Annotated in this window: 19 protein-coding genes; 9 read left to right on the forward strand and 10 right to left on the reverse strand. The window is 62.5% G+C overall.

What is annotated here, in order from left to right:
* Window positions 1–28 precede the first annotated feature (28 nt).
* From GYK42_RS20580 to GYK42_RS20590, 3 genes are all read right to left on the reverse strand, one after another.
* The gene (locus tag GYK42_RS20580; protein ID WP_166448993.1) at window positions 29–1,684 is read right to left on the reverse strand and encodes a methyl-accepting chemotaxis protein; all 1,656 of its coding nucleotides are present in this window, start codon (window positions 1,682–1,684) and stop codon (window positions 29–31) included.
* Between the two features lie 441 nt (window positions 1,685–2,125).
* Complete coding sequence (locus GYK42_RS20585; RefSeq protein ID WP_166448994.1) at window positions 2,126–4,282, reverse strand: DEAD/DEAH box helicase; 2,157 nt, start codon at window positions 4,280–4,282, stop codon at window positions 2,126–2,128.
* Between the two features lie 200 nt (window positions 4,283–4,482).
* Window positions 4,483–5,364, reverse strand: a complete 882-nt coding sequence (locus tag GYK42_RS20590; RefSeq protein WP_205711485.1) for an alpha/beta fold hydrolase — start codon at window positions 5,362–5,364, stop codon at window positions 4,483–4,485.
* Between the two features lie 135 nt (window positions 5,365–5,499).
* Here GYK42_RS20590 and GYK42_RS20595 point away from each other — a divergent pair, with 135 nt between their 5' ends.
* Entirely contained in the window at window positions 5,500–7,116 is a 1,617-nt protein-coding gene (locus GYK42_RS20595) for a M28 family peptidase (RefSeq protein WP_166448996.1), read from the forward strand.
* Between the two features lie 135 nt (window positions 7,117–7,251).
* Here GYK42_RS20595 and GYK42_RS20600 read toward each other — a convergent pair whose 3' ends face one another.
* From GYK42_RS20600 to GYK42_RS20610, 3 genes are all read right to left on the reverse strand, one after another.
* Window positions 7,252–7,668: an SRPBCC family protein gene (locus GYK42_RS20600; RefSeq protein WP_082654475.1), complete on the reverse strand. Its 417-nt coding sequence runs from the start codon at window positions 7,666–7,668 to the stop codon at window positions 7,252–7,254.
* A 140-nt stretch (window positions 7,669–7,808) separates the two neighbouring features.
* The gene (locus GYK42_RS20605; protein ID WP_166448997.1) at window positions 7,809–8,507 is read right to left on the reverse strand and encodes a dienelactone hydrolase family protein; all 699 of its coding nucleotides are present in this window, start codon (window positions 8,505–8,507) and stop codon (window positions 7,809–7,811) included.
* Window positions 8,508–8,593: 86 nt separating this feature from the next.
* On the reverse strand, window positions 8,594–11,524 hold the full coding sequence (locus GYK42_RS20610) for a DUF6701 domain-containing protein (RefSeq protein ID WP_166448998.1): 2,931 nt from the start codon (window positions 11,522–11,524) through the stop codon (window positions 8,594–8,596).
* A gap of 115 nt (window positions 11,525–11,639) precedes the next feature.
* On the opposite strand from GYK42_RS20610, the gene GYK42_RS20615 reads away from it, so the two are divergent.
* Window positions 11,640–12,644 (forward strand): GlxA family transcriptional regulator, encoded by a 1,005-nt coding sequence (locus tag GYK42_RS20615; RefSeq protein ID WP_166448999.1) that lies wholly within the window; start codon window positions 11,640–11,642, stop codon window positions 12,642–12,644.
* 12 nt (window positions 12,645–12,656) lie between these two features.
* On the opposite strand, the gene GYK42_RS20620 is transcribed toward GYK42_RS20615, so the two are convergent.
* The gene (locus GYK42_RS20620; RefSeq protein WP_046682190.1) at window positions 12,657–12,890 is read right to left on the reverse strand and encodes a hypothetical protein; all 234 of its coding nucleotides are present in this window, start codon (window positions 12,888–12,890) and stop codon (window positions 12,657–12,659) included.
* A gap of 132 nt (window positions 12,891–13,022) precedes the next feature.
* Window positions 13,023–14,129 (reverse strand): S-(hydroxymethyl)glutathione dehydrogenase/class III alcohol dehydrogenase, encoded by a 1,107-nt coding sequence (locus tag GYK42_RS20625; RefSeq protein WP_166449000.1) that lies wholly within the window; start codon window positions 14,127–14,129, stop codon window positions 13,023–13,025.
* A 214-nt stretch (window positions 14,130–14,343) separates the two neighbouring features.
* On the opposite strand from GYK42_RS20625, the gene GYK42_RS20630 reads away from it, so the two are divergent.
* The 3 genes from GYK42_RS20630 to GYK42_RS20640 all read left to right on the forward strand — a co-directional run bounded on the left by GYK42_RS20630 (window position 14,344) and on the right by GYK42_RS20640 (window position 17,215).
* Window positions 14,344–15,792 carry a PQQ-dependent sugar dehydrogenase gene (locus tag GYK42_RS20630; protein ID WP_166449001.1) on the forward strand — a complete coding sequence of 483 codons (1,449 nt, stop codon included), beginning with the start codon at window positions 14,344–14,346 and terminating at the stop codon, window positions 15,790–15,792.
* Window positions 15,793–15,910: 118 nt separating this feature from the next.
* Window positions 15,911–16,354, forward strand: a complete 444-nt coding sequence (locus GYK42_RS20635; protein WP_046682188.1) for a thioesterase family protein — start codon at window positions 15,911–15,913, stop codon at window positions 16,352–16,354.
* A 69-nt stretch (window positions 16,355–16,423) separates the two neighbouring features.
* Window positions 16,424–17,215, forward strand: coding sequence for a substrate-binding periplasmic protein (locus GYK42_RS20640; protein ID WP_166449002.1), 792 nt, complete (start codon window positions 16,424–16,426; stop codon window positions 17,213–17,215).
* A 17-nt stretch (window positions 17,216–17,232) separates the two neighbouring features.
* Here GYK42_RS20640 and GYK42_RS20645 read toward each other — a convergent pair whose 3' ends face one another.
* Entirely contained in the window at window positions 17,233–17,736 is a 504-nt protein-coding gene (locus tag GYK42_RS20645; protein WP_166449003.1) for a DUF3016 domain-containing protein, read from the reverse strand.
* A gap of 432 nt (window positions 17,737–18,168) precedes the next feature.
* Between GYK42_RS20645 and GYK42_RS20650 the strand changes: the two genes are divergently transcribed.
* Window positions 18,169–19,680, forward strand: a complete 1,512-nt coding sequence (locus GYK42_RS20650) for a DUF3369 domain-containing protein (protein ID WP_034753476.1) — start codon at window positions 18,169–18,171, stop codon at window positions 19,678–19,680.
* A 100-nt stretch (window positions 19,681–19,780) separates the two neighbouring features.
* On the opposite strand, the gene GYK42_RS20655 is transcribed toward GYK42_RS20650, so the two are convergent.
* Entirely contained in the window at window positions 19,781–21,736 is a 1,956-nt protein-coding gene (locus GYK42_RS20655) for a GAF domain-containing sensor histidine kinase (protein WP_166449004.1), read from the reverse strand.
* A gap of 185 nt (window positions 21,737–21,921) precedes the next feature.
* Between GYK42_RS20655 and GYK42_RS20660 the strand changes: the two genes are divergently transcribed.
* The 3 genes from GYK42_RS20660 (at window position 21,922) to GYK42_RS20670 (ending at window position 25,204) form a co-directional block, all read left to right on the forward strand.
* Window positions 21,922–23,469: a C13 family peptidase gene (locus tag GYK42_RS20660; RefSeq protein ID WP_166449005.1), complete on the forward strand. Its 1,548-nt coding sequence runs from the start codon at window positions 21,922–21,924 to the stop codon at window positions 23,467–23,469.
* Between the two features lie 42 nt (window positions 23,470–23,511).
* The gene (czcI, locus tag GYK42_RS20665) at window positions 23,512–23,880 is read left to right on the forward strand and encodes a cation efflux protein, CzcI family (protein ID WP_058048921.1); all 369 of its coding nucleotides are present in this window, start codon (window positions 23,512–23,514) and stop codon (window positions 23,878–23,880) included.
* 91 nt (window positions 23,881–23,971) lie between these two features.
* A complete protein-coding gene (locus GYK42_RS20670; RefSeq protein ID WP_166449006.1) occupies window positions 23,972–25,204 on the forward strand; it encodes a TolC family protein in 1,233 nt (410 codons plus the stop codon).
* The last annotated feature ends 12 nt before the right edge of the window (window positions 25,205–25,216 follow it).

The following is a 25,216-nucleotide window of genomic DNA, read 5'->3' on the forward strand; positions in this document are numbered from 1 at the left end:
GCCAGCGGTGCGCTGGCGGGAGATTGTCTTAGCGTGCCTTCAGCAAGGCCCGCGACGCGACGCCCGCGCCCACGCTGCGTCCCACGCCGGCAGTCTTGCGCTTGGGCGAGGCCTTCAATTTGAAGATGCCGATCGACTGGGCCACGCTGTCGGTACGCTGCGCCAGGCTGGTGGCGGCCGCCGCCGCCTGCTCCACCAGCGCCGCATTCTGCTGCGTGATGCCATCCATGTGGATGACGGCCTGGTTGACTTGCCCGATGCCCTGGTTCTGCTCGCGCGTGGTCGAGGAAATCTCGTCCATCACTTCCGTCACGCGGGCCACCGAGGCGATCACTTCCGTCATGGTGGCGCCCGCATTGCTGGTCAGCACGCTGCCCGCATTCACGGTGGCGATCGAATGGTCGATCAGGTTTTTCACTTCTTTCGCGGCCGTCGCCGAGCGCTGCGCCAGGCTGCGCACTTCGCCCGCCACGACGGCAAAACCACGACCGTGTTCGCCCGCGCGCGCCGCTTCCACGGCCGCGTTCAAGGCGAGGATATTCGTCTGGAAGGCGATGCCATCGATGAGACCGATGATGTCGAGAATCTTGCGCGACGAGGTGCTGATCTCGTCCATCGTGGTGACCACTTCGCTGACGATGGTGCCGCCCTTGGCCGCGACGGTGGACGCCTGCGCCGCCAGGTCATTGGCCGTCGCCACGTGGTCGGCGCTGTTTTGCACCGTCGACGTCAGCTCTTCCATGCTGGCTGCCGTCTGTTCGAGGCTGGAGGCCTGCGATTCCGTGCGGCTGGATAAGTCCATGTTCCCCGTGGCGATTTCCGCCGTGGTGATGCGGATATCCTCGAAGTTGGCGCGCACGTCGCCGATGATGCTGTGCAGGTTGATGTTGGTCTGGCGCAAGGCCGCCATCAATTGGCCCATGTCATCGTCGCGTACCTTGTCGATGACGCCCGTCAAGTCGCCCCCCGCCATCTTGCGCGCCACCGTGATGGCCTCGCCCAGCGGCGCGACGAGGGAGTTGTGCAGGTGGGCCCAGAAATACAGCATCAGCGCCACGGCCGCGGCGGCAGCGCCGCTGAGCCAGCTGCGCGTGGCCGTGCTCGTGTTGCCGTCGATATTCCACACGGCGCAGCCGAGGATGGCCAGCACCACGCCAAAGACGATGCAATGCAGGGCCAGGTCTTGCGACAGGGTCAGCTTGCGCCACTCGGCCAGCTTGGCGGCCCAGCCCTGGCGCACGACGCGGCCATTGCGGATCGCCAGCTTGGCGCTATTGCCGTCTTTAAAACTTTTATACAGGGCTGCCGCTTCGTTGATCTGCTCGCGCGTGGGCTTGGTGCGCACGGACATATAGCCGATCGGGCGGCCATTTTCGATGACGGGCGTGATATTGGCGAAGACCCAGTAGAAATCGCCATTCTTGCAGCGGTTCTTGACCATGCCGGTCCATGGCATGCCTGTCTTGATGGTGTCCCACAGGTCGGCAAACGCTTCGGCCGGCATATCGGGATGACGCAGGATATTCTGTGGCGCACCCAGCAGTTCCATTTCTGAAAAACCGCTGACTTCAATGAAATACTGATTGGCGTAATTGATATTTCCCTGTAAATCCGTGGTGGAAACAATCGTCATGCCTTCATTTAATACGTATTCATTTTGCGTGATAGGCGTATTGACCCGCATCGTCGCTCCTCTATTTTTTTCAACTAGCATAACAAAAACATAAAAACAATATACCACATCAAGCACCCATGATATATCGCCCAGGCGACAGTGATACTGGTCAAATAATTTAATAAAAGCCAATTAATTTATGTTTTAGAATTTACTTTGATTCAACTTGATTGATTTTATTGAATGTAAAATTCAAATTGCGCGCAGATACAATAATTAATAAAAAATTATGCATTGACGCAGCAGCCAATAAATACGGCGTATGCGCCGATAAAAAGACGCAGATGAACTGGCGCAATGGTAGGCACGTGGCGACGCCTGCCGCCAACCATAACGCGGCAACAATATTCATTTCTTGAGGGAAAATAAAAACTGGCGCGAATGCGCCAGTGGGGGAACTGTCTCCAATCCGCGACACAGGCGCCGGGGAGGCGCCCGTGCAGGGATTGCTTACTTAAATGTTTTGCGCGGCGACTTCGGACGCGGTGGCGCCGGCTTGCGCTCGGTCGTGCCGTCATCGAGGCTGATGCGCAGCTTCTGGCCCGAGACCACGACCGATTTCAAGTGGTCGAGGATTTCCGGCGGCATGCCTTCCGGCAGGTCCAGCACGCTGTAGTTGTCAAAGATATCGATGCGGCCGATATGCTTGGCTTCCAGGTTCGCTTCGTTGGCGATGGCGCCAACGATGTTGCTTGGCGTCACGGCGTGCTCGCGGCCCACTTCGATGCGGTAGGCCGTCACGCCCGGACGTGGACGTTCCTTCTTCGGCGCGCGCGGCGCAGGGGCTGCGTCGCCCGCGTCCGCTGGCGCATCCTTGAACGCTGGCGCCGACTTGGCGGCGAACGGCTTGCGCGGCGCTGCTGGCGCCAGATCCGGCGCGTCGCCGTCGCGGCTGATGCGCAGCTGCTGGCCCGCGACCCACACGGTTTTCAGCTGGTCCAGCAATTCTTTCGGCATGCTGTCCGGCAAGTCCAGGACGCTGTAGTCGTCATAGATTTCGATGCGGCCGATGTTTTTCGAATCGATGCCCGCTTCGTTGGCGATGGCGCCGACAATATTGCCTGGTTTCACACCATGCTGATGACCGACTTCGATGCGGAAGGTCTGCATGCCGGCGTCGGCTGGACGCTGGATGCGTTCCTTTTTCGGGAAGGCCGGGCGCTCGCCACGGTCGCTGCGCTCGTTACGGTCGAAGCGGTCGCCCCGTTCCGGACGGTCGTTGCGCTCGAAGCGATCTTGACGCACAGGACGGTCGTCTTGCCACGTGGCTTGCTCGCGCGCCTTGTTCTTGTCCAGCAGCAGAGGCGTATTGCCACGCGCCATCTTCGCCAGGGCAGCGGCGATTTCGATGGCGGGAATGTTTTGTTCGCGCTCGAAATCCTCGATCAGCGACTGGAACTGTTCCAGTTCGCCCAGGGCCAGAGTTTCGCTGATCTGTTCCTTGAACTTGGCGATACGCACGTCGTTGACGGCCTGGATCGTCGGCAGTTCCAGCATGCCGATCGGCTGGCGGGTCGAACGTTCGATGGCTTTCAACAAGTTCTTTTCACGCGGGGTGATGAACAGGATCGCTTCGCCGCTGCGGCCGGCGCGGCCCGTGCGGCCGATGCGGTGGGTATAGCTTTCCGGATCGTGCGGCACGTCGTAGTTGACGACGTGGCTGATGCGCTCGACGTCCAGGCCGCGGGCGGCCACGTCGGTTGCCACGAGGATGTCGATCTTGCCGTCTTTCAACTGCTGGATCGTGCGCTCGCGCTGGGCTTGCTGGATGTCGCCATTGATGGCGGCAGCCGAGAAGCCGCGGGCTTGCAGCTTGCCGGCCAGCTCTTCCGTGCCCAGCTTGGTGCGGGCGAAGATGATCATGCCGTCAAACGCTTCCGCTTCCAGGATGCGGGTCAGCGCGTCGAGCTTGTGCATGCCCGACACCAGCCAGTAGCGTTGGCGGATGTTGTCGGCCGTGCCCGTCTTGGCGGCAACCGTCACTTCGGCCGGGTTCACCAGGTAGGTCGTGGCGATGCGCTTGATGACGGAAGGCATGGTGGCCGAGAACAGAGCCGTTTGATGGCCTTCCGGGGTTTCTTTCAAGATACGTTCGACGTCGTCGATAAAGCCCATGCGCAGCATTTCATCGGCTTCGTCGAGCACCAGGGTTTTCAGCTTGGACAGGTCGAGCGAACCCTTGTCCAGGTGATCGATGACGCGGCCTGGGGTGCCGACGATGACGTGCACGCCGCGGCGCAGGGCCGACAGCTGCGGGCCATAGCTTTGGCCGCCGTAGATCGGCAGCACGTGGAAGCCGGGGATGTGGGCGGCGTACACCTGGAACGCTTCGGCGACCTGGATGGCCAGTTCGCGCGTCGGTGCCAGGACCAGGGCTTGGGGTGAGCTTTGTTTCAGATCGATGCGCGACAGGATCGGCAAGGCGAAGGCGGCGGTTTTACCCGTGCCCGTTTGCGCTTGGCCCAGCACGTCGCGGTTCGCGAGCAATAATGGAATCGTGGCCGCCTGGATAGGCGACGGTGTTTCGTAACCGACATCCTTGAGCGCGCGAATCAGCGGCTCGCTCAGGTTAAGGTCGGAAAATAAGGAAATTGGTGTATCAGACATGAAATCACTCACAAGTTCGCTCGAATCGCCCAATGCGAAAGAGTGTATCCGCTAGTTTACTCTTTACTGGACCTTACCGGGTGGAACGGGGCGGCAGAACGCCATTTTTTGCGGTCTAAAACGCAGAAAAATCGGCGATCCGCACGCAATTGGTGCAAAAACCAAGCAATATTATGTGTTTTGCAATAGATTCGACTACTTTACAGATGCGCTTCGATATTGCTGGCCGCATCGACAGAGTGGCGCAGAAATTCCAGCAAGTCCTCGTTCAGTCTGTCCTTGTGCGTCGTCGCCAGGCCGTGCGGCGCGCCCGCGTACACGAGCAGCTTGCTGCCGATGATGAGCTCGGCAGTGCGCCGCGCCGAGGCGGCGATCGGCACGATCTGGTCGTCATCGCCATGGATCACCAGGGTCGGCACGTCGAACTTGGCCAGGTCAGCAGTAAAATCCGTCTCGGAAAATTGCTTGATGCACAGGTAGGATGCCGGCATGCCCGCCTGCATGCCTTGCCGCCAGAAACTGTCGCGCACGCCCTGCGACGGCTTTGCATCGGGCCGGTTGTAGCCATAGAAGGCCTCGCTCAAATCCTGGAAAAACTGGCTGCGATCGGCCTGCACGCCGGCGCGGATGGCGTCAAATGTGGATAGTGGCAAGCCCAGCGGGTTTTCCGTGGTTTGCAGCATCAGCGGCGGCACGGCGCCCACCAGCACGGCGCCGGCCAGGCGTTCCGTGCCGTGGCGGCCGATGTAGCGCGCCACTTCGCCGCCGCCCGTCGAGTGGCCGACGAGGGTGGCGCCCGTCAAGTCCAGTGCGGCGATCAGGGCGGCCAGGTCGTCGGCATAGGTATCCATGTCGTTGCCGTCGAACGGCTGGCTGGAGCGGCCATGGCCGCGCCGGTCGTGCGCGATGACGCGGTAGCCGCGCGAGGCCAGATAAAACATCTGGTCTTCCCAGGCGTCGGACGACAATGGCCAGCCGTGGCTGAAGACGACGGGCGGGCCGCTGCCCCAGTCCTTGTAGTGGATCAATGTGCCGTCGGCGGCACGCAGGGTATTGCTCGATTGCAAGTCAATGGCAGTCATGGAACGCTCCTTGTCGGTGGACCAGCAGCCATTGTGGCCGCAATCGGCTTGTGCGCGCCGCGCGCTACGCCAAGGCATTGCGGTAGAGTAAGATTGTCGCTGCTTTGCTTTCCCGTATTCACTTTTGGAGTTGTCATGCGCTTTCCCATCGTCCTCGCCGCCAGTCTGTTCAGCACGGCCGCCATCGCCCAACCGCTCGTTGCCGAAGCGCCCCTGCGCGCCCACCTGTCCTTCCTGGCCGACGATTTACTGGAAGGACGCGGCACGGGCCAGCGCGGCGGCGACTTGGCCGTGCGCTACCTGGAAACGCAGGCGGCCGTGGCCGGCCTGCAACCGTTGAAGGATGGCAGCTATCGCCAGGCGCTGACCATCGTCGGCAGCAAGGCCTTGCCATCGAGCAAAGTCACGTTCAGCGCGGGCGGCAAGACCTTGTCGCCCGCCTTCGGCAAGGACATCGTCTTTGGCGCGGCGAATGGCCAGCAGAAAGTGGCGTTCGATGCGCCCGTCGTGTTCGCCGGCTACGGCATCCGCGCGCCAGAAGAAAACTGGGACGATTTCAAGGGAGTTGATTTAAAAGGAAAACTTGTCATCATGATGGTCAACGACCCGCAGCCCACAAGCACCGAGCCGAACCGCTTTGCCGGCAAGTCGCTCACGTATTACGGCCGCTGGGTCTACAAGTACGAGGAAGCGCTGCGCCAGGGCGCCGCCGGCGTGCTGCTGATCCACACCACCGAGTCCGCTTCCTACCCATGGTCGGTGCCGGCCAACGGCTTCGGCCACGAGCGCTTCAGCCTGGCAGGCGCGGGCAATGCGATGGAAGGCTGGCTGCAGGAAGACATGGCGCGCGCCCTGTTCCAGCAAGCCGGACAGGACCTGGATACCTTGCGCGCGCAGGCCGAAACGCGTGCATTCCGCCCTGTGGCGCTGGACGCCACGGTCAAGGTACAGCTCGACAGCCAGGTGCGCAGCATCGAGCAGTTCAACGTGGCCGGCATCGTGCCGGGCACGGACCCGAAGCTGAAGGATGAGGCCGTGATCTATTCCGCGCACTGGGATCACCTGGGCAAGGATGACGACGGCAGCCAACGCGCCGGGCAAAGCGACCATATCTACAACGGCGCCATCGACAACGCCTCGGGCGCGGCGGCCCTGCTGGCCATGGCGCAAGTGGCCGTGAAACAGCCGGCGCGCCGCACGCAGATCTTCCTGTGGCCGGCAGGCGAGGAAACGGGCATGCTGGGCAGCACGGCCTACACGCGCGCGCCATTATGGCCGCTGGCCAAGACGGCCGCCGACCTGAACCTCGACAGCATGAACTTCGTTGGCAAGACGCACGACATCGGCGTGGCCGGCGCCGAGCGCAGCAGCCTGTATGCGAGCGCCGCCAAGGTCGCCAAGCGCATGGGCCTGCGCCTGGCGCCCACCATTCCCGACCTGTCCGGCGCCTTCTACCGGGCCGACCATTTCGCGTTTGCCAAGGCCGGCGTACCCGCCTTCAACGTGGGCTCGGCCGTGTTTTCCGGCGATGGCTCGTTCGACTTCGTCAAGGAGCCGAAAGCATCGGGCGAGCGCCTGGTGGCGTTCAAGAAGGACTACCATCAGGTCACCGATGAGTACAACCCGTCGTGGGATCTGTCCGGCATGGTGCAGCAGGCGCAATTTACATTGAACCTGGGCTATGAAGTGGCCAACGACAAGAATTTGCCAGTGTGGAACAAGGGCGAAGCGTTTGGGAAGGTCAAGCGCTAGGCATCATGAAAAACACCGGCTTGTGCCGGTGTTTTTACAAGCGTGCTAACCACAATGCCGTAGGTCGGATTAGCGGCGCAGCCGCGTAATGCGACAACATTGTTAGCGCCGTAGGGAATGCCGGATTGCGCAGCTTCAGATTGCCATGATGCGTTTCAGGTCGACGAACGCGGTTTCATACAGATGCTGAAACGCGCCGACCATGACCTCTTCCACGCCTTCGGCCGCGTCGAACTCGCTCGACCATTGCGCCACGCACTCGTTCGCGCCCGGCTCGCCCGTGACGCGCAGGGTGGAACGGTAGTTCTTGACGGGGATCGGGCCCGAGACGATGGTGTAGCTGTAGCTCTTGTCCGCTTCGCTGTAGCTTTGCAGGCGTTCGGCGATGATGGCGCCATCCGTGGTTTTCAGGCGGCGCACGCGGCCGCCGTGCTCGGACAGGCTGGTCTTGATCGAGCTCGACCATTCAGCCAGCGACTGGAAGCCGCCGATAAAATCCCACACGCGTTCGGCGCTTGCCGCCAATGTTACAGAAACAATTACTTGGGCCATCTTTAATTCGGTTCCTCATCCAGGTTTGCCGGGCGCCGTGCCCGGCCGGCCGGAGTTGCCCGGCACAGCCGCTATTTTAACGCCCATGCAGCGTTGCTGCTGGGCGGAAAATAACGGCTGGTCAGCCCGGCGAGGCAGCCTTACAGGTTTTCCGCGAGGAAAATCAAGGAATTGCCATGCGCCTGGGCGGCGGCGCGCTGCTGATAGCTGTCGCGGTGGGTGCAATTGAAACCGTGCTCGGCGCCCGGGTAGATATGGATTTCCACGTCTTGACGGTCTTCGAAACGCTCGGCGATCTTTTGCACGGCTTCCGGCGGGATGTGGCTGTCCTGGCCGCCGAAATGCATGAGCAGCGGTACCTTGATCCGGTCGGCCAGGTCCAGCTTGTTCTGGATACCGCCGCCGTAATAGGCGATGGCTGCATCAACCAGGCCGGCCGCGGCTGCCTGGTACGACAACCGGCCGCCGAAGCAATAGCCGACCGAAGCGAGCTTGCCCGTCACTTCCGGACGCGCGCGCAGGGCGGCGACGGTGGCGGCGATATCGGCGTCGGCCTGCGGATTGTCGGTCGCCTGCATCAGTTCGACGGCGCGCTTCCAGCCGTCCGCGTCATAGCCCAGTTCGATGTGCGCGCCGGCGCGCCAGAACAGGTCGGGCACCAGTACCACGTAGCCATCGGCCGCGTACTGGTCGGCCACGGCGCGGATGTGCTCGTTGACGCCGAAAATTTCCTGCAACAGGATGATGGCGGGGCCCTTGCCCACATGCGGCACGGCCAGGTAGGCCTGGAAGCTGCCGTCCGGGCCGGCGATATCGATCCACTGCGAAGTTGTGCTCATAGAAACTCCAGTCTGAGGTTGGGGGAATGCCACAGCCACGCATGTTACTGGTTTTTCGCGCTCCTTGCCCCCGCCCTTGGCCCAGGCTAATACATCTCGCGCAGGTAAATCACGGGGCCCGACTTGAAGACGCCAAAGACGACGGTGCCGGTCGTACTGGGCAAGTACGACAGGCCGAGCACGGAAACGTCCACGCTGCCGGACTTGCCGACGCCGGGCGCCGCCAGGGTCAGCCGTCTATTCGGCGGCAAGATGCCATTGTTGACGGTATAAGTGCCGTCGGCCAGCTTGAAATCCGTGCACACCAGTGTTTTCTTGCAATTGGCAAACACTACCTGGGTGTTGCTGAACGCGCTGATGCTGTCCAGCAGACTCGTCACCCAGGTCTTGCCATCCCAGTACTGCGCCTGCACCGCCAGGCGCACGGGATAGCGCTCGGAACCATAGTCATGCGGCACCATCAGGCGGCCCGTGAGCACAGTCAGCTGCGCGTCAATGCCATCAGGCGACGCCGAGCTCACATTACCGGCAGCCGGATAGCCATACGTCGCGCGCAGCAGTACATTCGTCGGCGATGCCAGCGCTTTCAGCTCTTTGGGCACGGCATAGGCGGCGGGAAAGCTGTAGGCGATGGTGCGCGTTGCAACGCCCTCCTTGAACCTGGTGACAGGTACGCCCGTCACGGCGGCAGGCACTGTTTCCCCATCCGTCAGCGTACTGCCGGACGGATCCGTCGGTGGATAGCTGTTCTTCACCGTGGCCGCGTCATAGGGAACCAGCGACACTTGCGTTTTGTTGATATCGCCATTCCTGGCGTCGAAGTTCTTCGTCTCCTTGGCAGCAGCGTTCCGGGCGCGGATGGTCAGGTCAAAAGGCTGGCGCGAATACACGGCACGGTTGCCGGCGCACACAAGCGGCCCGCCGCACGGGAAAGGCAACGGCATCTTCACGCCCCCCCCGATGTCCACTTCCTTGATGACCAGTTCCGTCACGAAGTGATGCGGGTAAAAGAGCACGGCATCGCTGGTACCCGACGACGTCAAGGTGCTGTCCAGGTAACCTTTTTGCAGCGCGGCCGTGAAATTGATCTTGCCCACTTCAGGCCAGACCAGCGGCGGCGCCTCGATGGCGCCCCCTTTTTTCACGAAGTCGAGATCGCCGCCGACTTCCGGGTTGATTACGCCTGTGTAGTCCGGCGCCAGCAGGATACGATCGAGCACGACTTTTTGCACAGCGATACTGCTTTCGTTGCCAAAGTTCTTCGTCACGGCGCCGGCCGCATTGACGGCCGATAATGTGATGGTCGCACCGGGCGTCAAGGGTGCCGCAGGCAGGCCCGCGCGCTGCGTCGGCGCCAGCTTCGTAAACAGGAATTGCTTCGGCGCCACGATGACCGTGCCGCTGCCGCTCATGTCCAAACCTTTGTCGCTGCCGCTGTCCGGCTTGTAGGAGGCTGCCAGGAGCAGCGCTCCCGCATCCGCATACAGCATGTTCGGCCTGGCCACGCCATCGGCGCCGAAAGTCACAATCACTTTGGTACTCAGCGCGGCACAACTGCTCTGGTCGCTGCCAGCCAGGGCAACATAACTATTTTTGCCGCTGTCAAAAAGGCGCGCAGGTAATGTCCCCTTATCCGGGTTGCTGTACGCACAAGTCAGGTTCAACTCCTTGTTCTGGCCGGCGAACATGGGCACGCAAACGTCCTTATTGCCGGACGAAGTCTGCAAGGCGCTGATTTCCAGTACGGCCGCGTCCTCAGCGTAGCGCGGAATGCCGCTCACCTGGAAGCCGCTGGCAAGGAAGCTGATCTGGCAATTGCTCGTGCTGCCGCCGCTCTTGCACACCAGCGCCCCCGTCGTGGCGGGCGTGCTGACCAGGCCGAGGGGGGCGATGCCCACCGTGGTCTGGCGCACAGTGACATTGGCATTGACGCCGCTAGTATCGATCTGCGTCGGCACGCCGCCCGGGCTGACGGTGACGCTGGCGCCACTCTTGTAGAGCGCACTGCAGCTGGCATCGGCGCAGGCAGTCACCTTCACCGTGGGCGTCTGGCAAGTAAGCGCCGTCAGCGGGTGCTCGATCTGGAAATGGTGCAATCCGCTCGGCGTACCGGGTCCGCACTTCGGCCCCATCGGTTCATTGAAGGCCCAGCCGCTGTTATTCGTCACGCAGCTGCACGGATTGGACGGCGTATAGGTTTTGCAAGTGATGGTTTGCTGCACCCGGCCCTGCCAGCCCAGAGTGATGTGGCCGACCTTGGCGTTGCCCGTGATATAGGCATTGGACGAGTCGAGCGTCACCTCGCCGGCATCCACGTTGCCCTTGATGCCATTGCCGGAGGCGATCGACAAGGAATTACTGGCCTCCACGTCGCCCGTGACGAGCAGGCCGGACGCCTTCAGGTCGATCGTCGGCGATTTCAGGTTGCCCGTCACCTGGCTGCCCGAACCGATGGTCAGCGAGGTGGTCGCCGTGATATCGCCCTGGATGCGGGTATTGGCGGCCAGGATATTGACGACGCTACCGCTGATCGGCCCGTTGATGACCGAACCCGAGGCGATTTCCACCTGGCCCTTGGCGCTGATCTTGCCCGTCACCGTCACGTTGTTCGAGCCCATCTTGATGGTCGTGGCGGAAATATTCGCCGTGATCGTCTGTTCCTGCGCGCCCATGAGGAAAGTGCCGCCTTCGGCGCTCAAGCTTCCCCCCGTCACCTTCAGATTGGCCGGTTTGATGTCCTTGATGTCGAGACTGCCCTTGACCGTCAGCGCGGCGTTGCCGCTCATCGTCAATCCCTGGTTATAGCTCATCGACAAGGAACTGTTCACCGTCACGCCGTTCCCGCTGGCAATGATGATGACGTCCGTGTCGGCCAGGTTGAGCGAAGCGCAAGTGTACAGATTGCCCACGCGGGAACAGTTGTCCACATCGCCGCCATTGAAGTTGAGCGTGACCGCGTGGGCAAGGGATGAGCCCAGCAACAATGTCAGGGCGGTAAAAAAGTGGAGTAAGCGCACGATATTCAGGAATCCGATGGGTGGGGAGCCAGCGGGCGCGCCGATTCTTTCATGCTAACCTACGCCATCGCTGTTGTTGCATTATGGCAGTATTTATCCCCCTCGCGCATATCGCATGATCAAGCAAAGCCCCAAAGAATTCCCCCTGCGCACCGTCGACATCATCGTCTATCCAGGCTTCAAGGCGCTCGAAGCCATTGGCGCCATGAAGGTGTTTGACTACGCCAACACCCATTTACGCCTGCGCAAGCTGCCCGGCGGCTACGACGTGCGCATCGCCTCGACGGCCATCGGCCCGGTCGAATCGGACACGCTGATGTCGCTGCACGCCAGCAAGGCGCTCGACGCCAGCCGCCTGCCCGATCTGGCCGTCATCGTCGGGTGTCACCACGTCGAGCAAGTCTTGCAGGACATCCCCGCCCTCGCCGCCTGGGTGGCCGAGGCGGCGCCGCGCATCGATACCCTGGCGGCCCTGTGCACGGGCTGCTTCTTCCTGGCAGAAGCGGGCGTGCTCGACGGCAAGAGCGCGGCCACGCACTGGAGCGCCGTGGACAGCCTGCGCCAGCGCTATCCATTGATACAGGTCAATGCCGATGCGATTTTTGTGCGAGAAGGGAAATTCTGGACGTCGGCTGGCGTGACGGCCGGCATCGATTTGGCGCTGGCCCTGGTGGAAGACGATTTCAGCCGCGATATTGCACTGGAAGTGGCGCGCGACCTGGTGGTGTATCTGAAGCGGCCCGGCGGCCAGTCGCAGTTTTCCGTGCACCTGTCGAGCCAGATGACCACGCATCCGACCATGCGCCAGTTGCAGGGCTGGATCATGGAGCATCTTGCCGAAGAGCTCACCGTGCCGCTGCTGGCGGCCAGGCTGGCCATGAGCGAGCGCAATTTTACGCGCGTGTTCCAGCGCGAAACAGGCACCAGTCCCACGGAATTCATCGAAACGGCCCGCTTCGAAGTGGCGCGCCGTTTGCTGGAGGACAATGTGTCTTCCTTAAAACAGGTGGCCGTGCAGGCGGGCTTGCATAGCGAGGACAGGCTGCGCCGCCTGTTTCAAAAGAAGCTCGCCATCACGCCGCGCGATTACCGTGAGCGTTTTTCCAGCACGGCGCGCTAGGCGCAGGGGAAATCAGCGCGACTTGTTGGTGCGCACGTGGCGCGTGGCCAGCTGCTGGCGGTGCCAGGCCAGCGGCGTAAACATCAGTGCACACAGCAGATAGGTGGCCAGCAGCGCCAGCCAGATGGCGGGCGTGGCAAGGATGGCGGCATTGCTCCACCACAAGGCCAGCAGGGAAGACAGGGCCGCGCCGAGGAAGACGGGCAGCATGCGGCGCAAAGTCGCGAGATAGGCAGTGGCAAACATGAACGGCTCCCAAAGCAAGGCGGTGATGTCTACACCCTAGCAGGGGCAGGCAGCGAAGTACAGCGTGCCGCCCTGCCCCGTCCGTCAAGTGTTGCGCAATGAGTACAGTCCGATAGGATTAATACAACAGGATTAATACAGGACCACGGAACGGATCGATTCGCCGCTCTTCATCAGGTCGAAGCCCTCATTGATGCGTTCAAGCGGCAAACGATGCGTGATCAGGTCGCCGATGTTGAGCTTGCCTTCCATATACCAGTCGACGATCTTCGGCACGTCCGTACGCCCCCGCGCGCCGCCGAAGGCCGAACCGCGCCATTCGCGCCCCGTCACCAGTTGGAATGGACGGGTGGAAATTTCCTGGCCAGCCGCCGCCACGCCGATGATGAAGGACTTGCCCCAGCCCTTGTGCGTGCACTCGAGCGCCTGGCGCATCAGGGTCGTGTTGCCCACGCATTCAAACGAATAATCGGCGCCGCCGTCCGTCAGTTGCACGATGGCGTCGACGACGTTTTCCACTTCGTTCGGGTTGATGAAATGCGTCATGCCGAACTTGCGCGCGATGGCCTGGCGCGCCGGGTTGATGTCGATGCCGATGATCTTGTCGGCGCCGACCATCTTCGCTGCCTGGATCACGTTCAGGCCGATGCCGCCCAGGCCGAACACGGCCACGTTGGCGCCCGCTTCCACCTTGGCCGAGAACAAGACGGCGCCCACGCCCGTCGTCACGCCGCAGCCGATGTAGCACACCTTGTCGAACGGTGCGTCTTCGCGGATCTTCGCCAGGGCGATTTCCGGCACCACGATGTAATTCGAGAACGTGGACGTGCCCATGTAGTGGAACAGCGGCTGGCCATTGAGCGAGAAGCGGCTGGTCGCGTCCGGCATCAGGCCGCGGCCTTGCGTGGAACGGATGGCCTGGCACAGGTTCGTCTTTTGCGACAGGCAGAACTTGCACTGGCGGCATTCCGGCGTGTACAGCGGGATGACGTGATCGTCCTTTTTCAGGGTCGTCACGCCCGGGCCCACGTCGACGACGACGCCGGCGCCTTCATGGCCGAGGATGGCCGGGAAGATGCCTTCCGGATCGGCGCCGGACAGGGTGTAGTAATCGGTATGGCAAATGCCCGTGGCTTTCAGCTCGACCAGCACTTCGCCGGCGCGCGGGCCGGCCAGGTCGACTTCTTCGATGGTCAGCGGGGAGCCCGCCTTCCAGGCAATCGCGGCTTTGGTTTTCATGTGTATCATTCCTGCATCGGTTTCAGATGCGCCATTATCGGGCGCGTGAGGGCGTGACGGGACAGCTGACGCCGCGCTTGTCTGAAAACGCGGCGCATTTGTCCGATGGCGCCGCACGTTTGCGCCAGCGCAAACTTCCCAACACAAAGACGCGCATTCTTGGCACAAGCTCCTCCTTGGAGCAGCCGTCGCGTCGTTCCCGCAGGAGACTGACATGCGCCATCTATTTTCCCGCTTTCCCAGGCCCTGGCTGGCCCTGTTGCTGGCATGCTGCCTGGCCCTGCTGGCCGCCTGTGGCGGTGGCGACGACGACCCTGGGCCCGGCCCCACCACCGGCAGCCTGACGGTCACCATCGGCGGCTTGCCGGCCGGCGTGGCGGGCGCCGTCACGGTCACGGGACCTGCGGCGTACAGCAAGACGCTGACGGCAAGCACGACCTTGACGGACCTGGCGCCCGGCGCCTACACGCTCAGCGCCGCCAGCGTGGCGCAAGGCACGGGGACGCTGGCGCCCACGCCCGTCACGCAGCAGGTGCAAGTCAATGCGGGGGCGACGGCCAGCGCCAGCGTCCTGTATGCGGCGGCCACGCCGCTGGCGCTGGGCCTGCAGGAAGTGGCCAGCGGCTTGAGCGCGCCCATCTTCCTCACGGCGCCGCCCGGCGACAGCCGCTTGTTCATCATCGAACGGGCCGGCCGCATCCGCGTGATGCAAAATGACAATCTGCTGGCCACGCCCTTCCTCGACATCAGCGCCCTGACCACCACCAGCGGCGAACGGGGCTTGCTGTCGATGGCCTTCCATCCGCAGTACGCCAGCAATGGCTATTTCTTCCTGTACTACACCAACCTGGCCGGCGATATCGTCATCGAGCGCCGGCAAGTGTCGGCCGGCAACGCCAACGTGGCCGATCCCCTGTCCGCGCTGACCATCCTCACGATTCCCCACCCCACGTTCAACAACCACTACGGCGGCTTGCTCAGCTTTGGCCCGGACGGCTATCTGTATGCGGGCACGGGCGACGGCGGCAGCGGAGGCGACCCGCCCCGCAATGCGCAAAACACGAATGTCCTGCTGGGCAAGCTGCTGCGCCTGGACGTCAACGCCAGCAGTGTCGCCCAGCCGTACGCCATTCCACCCGGTAACCCATTTGCGACGGCAGGCGGACGCCCTGAAATCTGGGCCTATGGCTTGCGCAACCCGTGGCGCTACGCCTTCGACGTGCCGGCCCAGCTGCTGTATATCGCCGACGTGGGTCAGGCCAATCTGGAAGAAGTTGACGTGCGGCCCGCGGGCCAGGCGGGCAACAATTATGGCTGGAACATCATGGAAGGCACGCAGTGCTATAACAGCGCCAGTTGCAGCCAGGCGGGACTGGTCTTGCCCGCCATCGAATACGGCCACGATACGGCTGGCGGCTGCTCGATCACGGGTGGCTATGTGTACCGGGGCACGGCCTTGCCTGAACTGGCGGGGCAATACCTGTATTCCGATTATTGCAGCGGCTGGCTGAAGAGTTTCAGCTACAGCAATGGCACGGCGTCAGCCGTGAAAGACTGGGGCATCACGAACGTGGGCAATATCCTGTCATTCGGCCAGGATGCGCAAAACGAGCTGTACATGCTGAGCGGCACGGGCAAGGTCTACAGGATTGTACGCAGATAAGCGTACGCAAGCAGTCATGGCGGCACACGCCTGAGGCAGCGTTTTTCGACGGCGCGCGGGGAACCGGCTAGAATTGGATTTTACCGCCGCGCCCTGCGCCCCAGCCCAAGAGAACACCATGGCCCGTTTGAAACTTGAATTTCCCGAAGACCAGTATTGCTATTCCTCGCAACTGACGGTACGCACAACGGACATCAATGCCGGCAACCATCTCGGCAACGATTCCATGATTTCCATGATTTCCGAAGCGCGCGCCCGCTTCCTGTTCGAATATGGCGTGCGCGACATCGAAGCGGATGGCAACGGCATCATCGTCACCGACCTGGCCACCACCTACCGCGCCGAAGCCCATGCGCGCGACCAGTTGCTGTTCGAAGTGGGTGTCATGGATTTCAATAAATATGGTGGCGACATTACCTTCCGCATCACGCGCCCGCGCGACAATACCCTGATCGCGATGGCCAAGTCCGGCTTTGTCTTCTTCAATTACAAGAGCAGCCAGGTCGTGCCCATGCCGGACGAGTTCGGCAGCAAGTTTCCACAGGTGAACTGGATCGATTGAGGGGCCGATTAAGCGGTCCCATGCCGCCATGCTGTATGCTTGCCAGGAAGACATTGAATCTGGAGCGGCATGCAATCAGCAATCACGGCAAGACTATGCCTGGCCTTGGCCCTAGCGCTGCTGGGCACGTTGCCGCCCGCCCTGGCCGCACCGCAAACCGTCATCCTGTACGGCGACGATGACTATGCGCCGTACAGCTATGTGGAAAATGGCGCCTTCAAGGGCATGTATATCGACATCCTGCGCCAGGCGGCCGGCGCAATGCCCGGCTACCGGCTGGAACTGCAGCCGCGCCCCTGGAAACGGGGGCTCGACGCGCTGGAAAAGGGCCAGGTTTTCGGCCTGTTTCCGCCCGGACAGAAGACGGAACGCTCATACGTACAGCCATATTCAGCCATGCTGCACCGCGAATCGGTGGTGCTGTTTTGCCATGACGCCGTCATGCGCACGCCGCGCACGCACTTCCCGACCGACTTTGTCGGCCTGACCATCGGCGTCAACACGGGTTTTCTGCTGTCGGAAAAGCTGATGGCGCCGGCCCGCCAGGGACTGCTGCGCCTGGAGGCGGCCAAGGGCAATGAAGCGAACCTGAAGAAACTGGCCCTGCGGCGCATCGATTGCTACGCCAGCGACCGCGGCGCGGCACGCCACACGGCGCGCCAGCTGCAAGGCGAACTGGCCCGCTACGGTTTTCAATTGCACGAAGTGCTGGAACTGTCGTCCGAAGCCACCTACATCGCCTACAGCGCGCACAATACGCCCTCCTACAAGGCCGATTTCATCGAGAAGATGAATGCCGCCCTGCTCGTCATGCGGCAGAACGGCGAACTGGCGCGCATCGAAGGGGCCTACCTGCGCTGAAAGTCGCGCAGCAGTGCTTATTTGCGCGTATGGCGCTTCAGCTTGACGCCAAAGGTGTCGGCATACCAGTCGTCGATCATCAGCTTTTCATAGCGTAACTTTTCAGTACTGAAATAAGGATTGATACGGCTCAGGTACGACATGTCGGACAGGGCCGCATTGCCGCTGCTGATGACCTTACCATCCTGTTCCAGCACATAGTGCAGGCGCATGCGCGGCCAGTCGACCCGGCCATTCATGACGCGGATATCCTGGCCCGCACGCAGGGAAGGATTCTCGCGTCCCGCCAGATCCACGTCCGTGACGTCGATTTTCAAGGTCTGCCCGGGCGGCAGCGCCGTACCCAGCTTCTCGAAATGCCGGGTCAGCTCCTTCAGTACGTCTTCGCGCTCATGCGGGTCAAACGGCACGTCCGTGAATTGATCCGGTTTACTGAAATGCACTTCGGTTCCTGCCCAGGCCGCGCTGCTGGCCAACAAGGCCAGTCCGGCGATCAGGGCGCGCGTCGTTTGCTTTTGCATGATGTACCCTTTCAGGAAATGTGAGTGGCATGGCGCCACTTCTTATGCCTGTCCAATATAGCGCGCTCCAGCCCATTCTGACGCGCAATTCATACCTTGTTACTTTTTCGACTTGCCGTCGGAAAGGCAGAGCGCCGCTTTTTTTGCGGATTCATTGGCAATATTAATTAAAACAAAGTATTGTCTTGAAAATATAGTTGCCTAAGCGATAAAGTATAGATAGTGTCGGCGGCATGCATTTAAAGTGCTTTTTTAGTACGTGTGTTGCATGATTTTAGTCAATTGTTCTTGCTTATTGTTAATACTTACCTGTCAGTCTACAATCGACAAAATGCGCCCGAAAAACGCGCAACGCCGGTCATGCGCACAGGAATTCCTGGCGCGGGCGTCTCAGCATTGCGTCAGTTATGCCTTTTAGCGGAACTCGCCCTTATGTCATTTTTGTCTTCAGCATCGCCCAAGTTACCTCCCTGGAAAGTCCTGCTCGTCGATGATGAACCCGACATCCACGACATCACCAAACTGACGCTGAGCCGTTTCCGCCTCGAGGGCCGCGCCCTGAGCTTCGTGCACGCGTACAGCGGCGCCGAAGCCAAGCAGGTGCTGGCGCGCGAAGAAGGCATCGCGCTCGTCTTCCTCGACGTGGTAATGGAACGCGAAGACAGCGGCCTGGAAGTGGCGCGCTGGATGCGCGAAGACCTGGGCAACCAGTTTACGCGCATCGTGCTGCGCACGGGACAGCCGGGACAGGCGCCGGAAGAACGCGTGATCGTCAACTACGACATCAACGACTACAAGGAAAAGACGGAACTGGACCGCACCAAGCTGTTCACCACCACTTTTGCCGCCTTGCGCGCCTACCGCGACATCATGAAGGTGGAAGAAGCGCGCCAGGCCCAGCTCCATTACCGCGAAGGCTTGGAAAGAGTCATCGCCGCCTCGGCGCACATCTTCAAGCAGCGCAACCTGCGCGACTTCGCCAGCGGCCTGCTGCAGCAAGTCGTCGCCCTGCTGCGCCTGGAAACGAGCATGCTGCTGCGCCTGCGCGGCGCCAGCGCCATCACGGGCGAACAGGACTATGAAATCCTCGCGCAGATTGGCGACCATGAAGCCGATGGCGGCATTCTCAGCCCGTCCCTGCTGTCGCAACTGGACGACGCGAAGAGCAACAAGATCTCGCGCCTGCACGGCGATACCTATGTCGGCTATTTTCCAAACAGCAGCGGCAAGGCGTCCTTGCTTGTGCTAAAAGGCGTGGAAGAAATCTCCGACCTCGACGCGCAATTGCTGGAAGTATTCTGCTCGGGCGTGGCCATCGCTTTCGACAACATCCTGCTGACGCAGGAAATCACCGATACCCAGGCCGAGCTGATCCTGCGCCTGGGCGACGTGGTCGAATCGCGCTCGCACGAAGGCGGCAACCACGTGCGCCGCATGGCCGAAGTGTGCCAGTTGCTGGCGCAGGCCTCGGGCATGTCGGAAGAGGAAACGATGGTGCTGCGCCACGCGGCGCCCATGCACGACATAGGCAAGATTTCCACGCCCGACGCCGTCCTGCTCAAACCGGGCAAGCTCGATGCGGCCGAATGGGAAATCATGAAGCAGCATCCGACGGTGGGCATGTCCATCCTCGACGGCTCGCAGCGTCCCCTGTTGAAGGCGGCAGCCGTGATCGCCCACCAGCACCATGAAAAATTCGACGGCAGCGGCTACCCGCAAGGCCTGGTCGGCGAAAACATCCACAAATACGCGCGCATCGCCGCCGTCGCCGACGTCTTCGACGCGCTCATGCACAAGCGCTGCTACAAGGATGCCTGGCCTCTGGAACGCGTGGTCAGCTACCTGCGCGAAGTGAGCGGCAGCCACCTCGATCCGCAGTATGTCGAGTTGCTGATTGCGAATCTCGATGAGGCATTGGCCCTGAATCAGCGTTTCCCGGATTAGATGCGTACGTCGGATTACGCGGCTGCGCCGCTAATCCGACTGCGTGGCTTCGGCCCAGGTCTCCAACACGGGCGTTCCGGGCCAATCCGGCCCGCCGTTTTTAAGTTTTCAAGGACACATCATTGAAACCGAGAGGAAAGCGTATCTTGTAATGCAAGCCCATCCCCGGCGCGCTGACCACCTTCACCGTCCCGCCCAGCGGTCCCGTCACCAGGTTATACAGGATATGCGCACCGAGGCCACTGCCGCCCGAGCCCCGCTTGGTCGTGAAGAAGGGGTCGAACAGCTGGCCCAGGGTGGCGCTGTCCATGCCCATGCCGTCGTCGCTGTAATCGAGTTCCAGCATGTCGCCCGCCGTCCTGGCGGACAGCTTGATCTTGCCCGGTTCGCCTTCGGCAAAGCCGTGCACCAGTGAATTGACCACCATGTTGGTGACGATCTGGGAGACGGCGCCCGGATAGCTGCGCAGCTGCACCTCCGGCGCGCAATCGATCTCCACCTTGACCGGCTTGCCCTTCAGCTTGGGCTGCAGGGACAGCAGGATTTCATCGAGGTATTTGCGCAAATTAAAACTGCGCAATTCGTCCGACGACTGGTCCACGGCCACCTGCTTGAAGCTGCGCACCAGCGCCGCGGCGCGTTGCGTATTCGTCGTCATGATGCGCAGGGTCTGGTCGATGATGTCGAAGAATTGCCGCAAGCCGTCTTCATCGAGCTGGCCGCCTTCCAGGTCTTCGCGCGTGAGCTTCAATTCCTGTACCAGGTGGCTGGTGGCCGTCACGCAAATGCCCAGCGGCGTATTGATTTCATGCGCCACGCCCGCCACCAGGCGCCCCAGCGAGGCCAGTTTTTCCTGGCGCACCAGTTCCGACTGCGCTTCCTGCAAGGCGCTCAGGGCGCTGTTCAGGGCCGCGTTCTGCTCTTCCAGCGCTTCCTTGGCCTGGCGCATGGCGCTGTCGGCCTGGATGCGGGCCATCGCCACGGCCACGTGGCTGGCCATGAAGGCCAGCACGTCCAGTTCCGCCTGGCCATATATGACGGACTCATCGTAGCTTTGCACGATGATCACGCCATACTTGCGCTCGCCCAGCAGCATGGGCGCGCCCATCCAGCTGGCGATGCCGACATTGCCCAGCGGTTCGTCCATCTCGCCGCTGGCCACCAGCGCCGCATAGCTGCTGGCGTCCAGCAGGCAAGCCTGGCGCCGCGCCAGCACGTACGAGCTCATGCCAATGCCATAGTGAAAGCGTTTTACGGGCGCCTGCGCATCCTTCTCGTCGACAAAATACGGGATCGTGATGTCCTTGTTGTCCGGGTGGTACAGGGCGATGAGGAAATTTTTCGCCGTCACCAGCTCGCTGATGATGGCATGCAGGCGCGCATACAGGGTGGTCGCGTCGGCCGCCTGCGCCGACAGGTTGGCGATTTCATACAGCGCATGCTGGAGGTTTTCCGCGCGGCGCCGCTCGGCCACCTCGTGCGCCAGCAGGGCCGTGCGCTCCTGCACCGCCTTTTCCAGCCGGTCCATGCTTTGCATGCCTTGCAGGGCGCTCGACACGTGCGTGGCGATCAGCGCGAACAGGGCCTGGTCTTCCAGGCTGAAACGGTGCTGGGCGTCATAGCTCTGGATGACGATGGCGCCCAGCACCTGGTGCTGCTGGTCCAGCAGCGGACAGCCGATCCAGTGCTCGGCCTCCGTGCCGCCGCCCCAGGCGCCGCCGCCGATGGCGCGCATGGCGTCGTCTTCGGCCGTCATTACCAGCTGCTTGCGGTTGACGATGACCCACGCCGTGGGCGACTGCGCGGCGCTGGCCAGACGCACGCCCTCGCCCGGATCGGGCGCGGCGTCGAATTCATCGACAAAATAGGGAAAGCGCACGAGGCCGTCGTCGTGGTCGCTGAGCGCCACGTAAAAGTTCGCCGCATACATGATGCGCCCCAGCGCCGCATGCACCGCCTGCAGGAATTCGCTGATATCGCTGCAGGCGCTCGAGCGCTGCCCGATCTCCAGCAACACGGTTTGAACGGCTTCCAGACGGCTGAGACGGCTTTCCATGGGTGACTATGTGCCTTGTGCAAGTATATGTTCTGAAAATCAATATTATCAGTTCAGCCCAGCCTTGGCACGGCATAAAACGGAGAATCTTGCCTTGAGGCAGAGCAACACGCGCCACGCGCGCATTTGCCACGCTGGCAATACGGTGGCAGACTAGGCCCCTTCCTACAGACCAGACCGTCCTCATGACCGCCACGCTACGCGCCTCGCTTCGTCCCTATACCCTCGCCGGCCTGCTGGCCTTTGCCGCGCTGGGCATGCCGCCGCTGTGCGCCGCGCCGGCCAAGACGCCGGCGGCGGAAACGGCCGATGGCGGACGCTATTTCGGCCCCCTCGTCGACGGCAAGATGCAGGGCCAGGGCCGGCTCGAATACGCGAGCGGCGCGTTCTACGAAGGGGGCTTCGCGCGCGGCGTGTTTTCCGGCCAGGGCAAGCTGCGCCAGGCGTCCGGCGTCGAATACACGGGCGCCTTCCGCCAGGGCGCCTTCGATGGCATCGGCCGCTACACTTCGCCCAAGGGAGAAATCTATGCGGGCAACTTCGTCAAGGGCAGCTTCGAGGGACAAGGCCGCTTCCAGGGCGCCGACGGCGCCACCTTCGAAGGCCATTTCAAGCACTGGCGCCCGCACGGCGCCGGCAAGCTGACCGACACGGACGGCACCGTCTTCGAAGGCGAATTCGTCCAGGGCCAGGTGCAGGGCAAGGCCAAGGTCACCACCAGCGACGGCATCCACTACGAAGGCGAGCTGAAAGACTGGAAATTCGAAGGCGACGGCGTGCTGCGCACGGCCGAGGGCGACGAATACCGGGGCGGCTTCAAGAATGGCCAGTTCGACGGCCAGGGCGTGCTGCGCTACGCCGTGGCGCAGGCGGACGGCCGGCGCGAAGACAGCGGCAACTGGACGGAAGGCCAGCTGGACGACCCGGCCCTGGACAAGCTCACGCGCGACAATATCGAGCTGGCCCTGTATAACCAGCGCAGCCTGCTAGACGGCGCCCTGGCCCGCATCGCGCCGCGCGAACCGACGAAAAAGATCAATTTATATTTGCTGGGCGTGGCCGGCGATGGCGCGCAGGAAGTGTTTCACCGCGAAACGGCCTTCGTGCAGCGCCAGTTCGACCGCGATTACGGCACCGTGGGCCGTTCATTGATGCTCGTCAACAGCCGCAACACGGTGGCGCAACAGCCGATGGCCACGCGCACCAGCATCGCCGCCAGCCTCGACGCGCTGGGCGCGAAGATGGACAAGCAGAACGACATCCTGTTTCTGTTCCTCACCAGCCACGGCTCGCCCGAACACGAACTGGCGCTGGCGCAAAACGGCATGGACTTGCACAGCCTGCCCGCGCAGGAGCTGGCGTCCATGCTCAAGCACAGCGGCATCCGCTGGAAAGTCATCGTGATCTCGGCCTGCTATGCGGGCGGATTCATTGCGCCATTGAAAGATGACAACACCCTCATCATCACGGCCGCGCGCAGCGACCGCACCTCGTTCGGCTGCGACGACCAGAACGATTTTACGTATTTCAGCGAAGCGTATTTCAAGGAAGCGCTGCCCAAGAGCGCCGGCTTTGCGGAAGCGTTCGACATGGCCAAAGTGCTGGTGCAGGCGCGCGAGGCCGCCGATTTCCGCGAAGGCGGCATGGAGACGGAAGAGCATTCCGAGCCGCAGCTGTTCCAAGGCAAGGCCATCGCCGCGCAGCTGAAAGCGTGGCGCGCCCAGCCGCACTGACATGCGCGCAGCCTTCCGTCTTTCTGTACAATAGCCGTCACCATGCGCCGATTCTTCCTCATTTTGCTGCTGTTCGTGCTTCCGCTCCAGATGTCCTGGGCTGCGGCGAGCGCGTATTGCCTGCACGAAGAAGGCAAGGCGGCGCAGCACCTGGGCCACCACAGCCACCAGCACAAGGCGGACGCGGACAAGCAACCCGCCGGCGACAAAAAGGTGGCGGACCAGCAGAAAAAAGGCCAGCCGCACAGCGATTGCAACGTCTGCCACGGCATCGGCCATGCATGGCTGCCGGCCGGCTCCAGCCTGCCCGTCGGCGACATGGCGTCCGTGAACGCGGACACTTCCCCCTTCTTTTACGCTTCCCACATCCCGGACGCTCCAAAGCGCCCTGACTGGTCGTCGGCCATCTAGGCCGACGGGACGTTTCAATCACTTATCGCAGTAAGTCAGGCGCAGGCCTGCGCGTCCCGTCGAATTCTTTTCCATGCTTTTGGAGAATTCGATGCACCGATTCATTTTCTTGCTATCCGCTGGCCTGCTGGCCGGCAACCTTGTCCACGCGCAATCCAGCGTGGAACCCGCCGCACCGTTGACCCTGCCCGCCGCGCTGGCCCTGGCCGAGGGCGGCAACGCCACCCTGTCGGCCGCCCGCCACGAACTGGCGGCACAGGGCGGCGCCCTGCAACAGGCGCGCGCCCTGCCCAATCCGGAACTGCAAACCGTGCTGGAAGACACGCGACGCGCCACGCGCAGCACCACCGTGCAACTGAACCAGCTCATCGAACTGGGCGGCAAACGGGGGGCGCGCACCGCCGTCGCCCAGCGCGGCGCAGACCTGGCGCAAGCGGGCCTGTCCCTGCAGCAAGCCGACACGCGCGCCGCCGTCACTTCCGCCTTTGTCGACGTGCTGGCGGCGCAGGAAGGCTTGCGCCTGGCCGACAGCGCGCAAGCCCTGGCCGCGCGCGCCAGCGACATCACGGCCCGCAGAGTGACGGCCGGCAAGGCTTCGCCCGTCGAGGAAACGCGCGCCAGGGTCGCCGAAGCGAGCGTGCGGCTGGAGCTGAACCTGGCCCGCAGCACCCTGGCCAGCGCCCGCAAGCGCCTGGCGGCCCTGTGGGGCAACGCCACGCCACGTTTCAGCGTCGCCGAAGGCCGCCTGGAAACCTTGCCCGAGCTGCCCCCGGCCAGCGAACTGGCGGCGCGCCTGGCCCAGGCGCCGGCCGTGCGCCAGGCGCAAAGCGCGCTGGCCCAGCGGCAAGCCATGCTGGACGTGGAACAGCGGCGCGCCACGCCCGACGTCACCGTCAGCATCGGCATGAAGCGCTCGGAAGAGCTGGGCCGCAACCAGGCCATCATCGGCCTGGCCTTGCCGCTGCCCCTGTTCGACCGCAATGCGGGCAATAAACTCGACGCCCTGCGCCGCAGTGACAAGGCCAGCGACGAGCTGGCCGCCGCCCGCATCGACGTGCAAACGGCCGTGGCCGCCGCCACCGAACGCCTGGCCACGGCCCGGCTTGACGTGGAAAGCTTGCGCCGCGACATCTTGCCCGGCGCCCAAAGCGCCTATGACGCGGCCAGCAAGGGCTTCGAGTTTGGCAAGTTCGCCTTCCTCGACGTGCTCGATGCCCAGCGCACTTTGCTGCAAGCCAAAAACCAGTACCTGCGCGCGCTGACGGAAGCGCAACACGCCGCCGCCGACATCGAGCGCCTGCTGGGCGCCCCTACCTCCCTGTAAGGAACACCATCC

This window comes from Janthinobacterium lividum, from assembly GCF_011601275.1.
Lineage (GTDB): Bacteria > Pseudomonadota > Gammaproteobacteria > Burkholderiales > Burkholderiaceae_D > Janthinobacterium > Janthinobacterium lividum_E.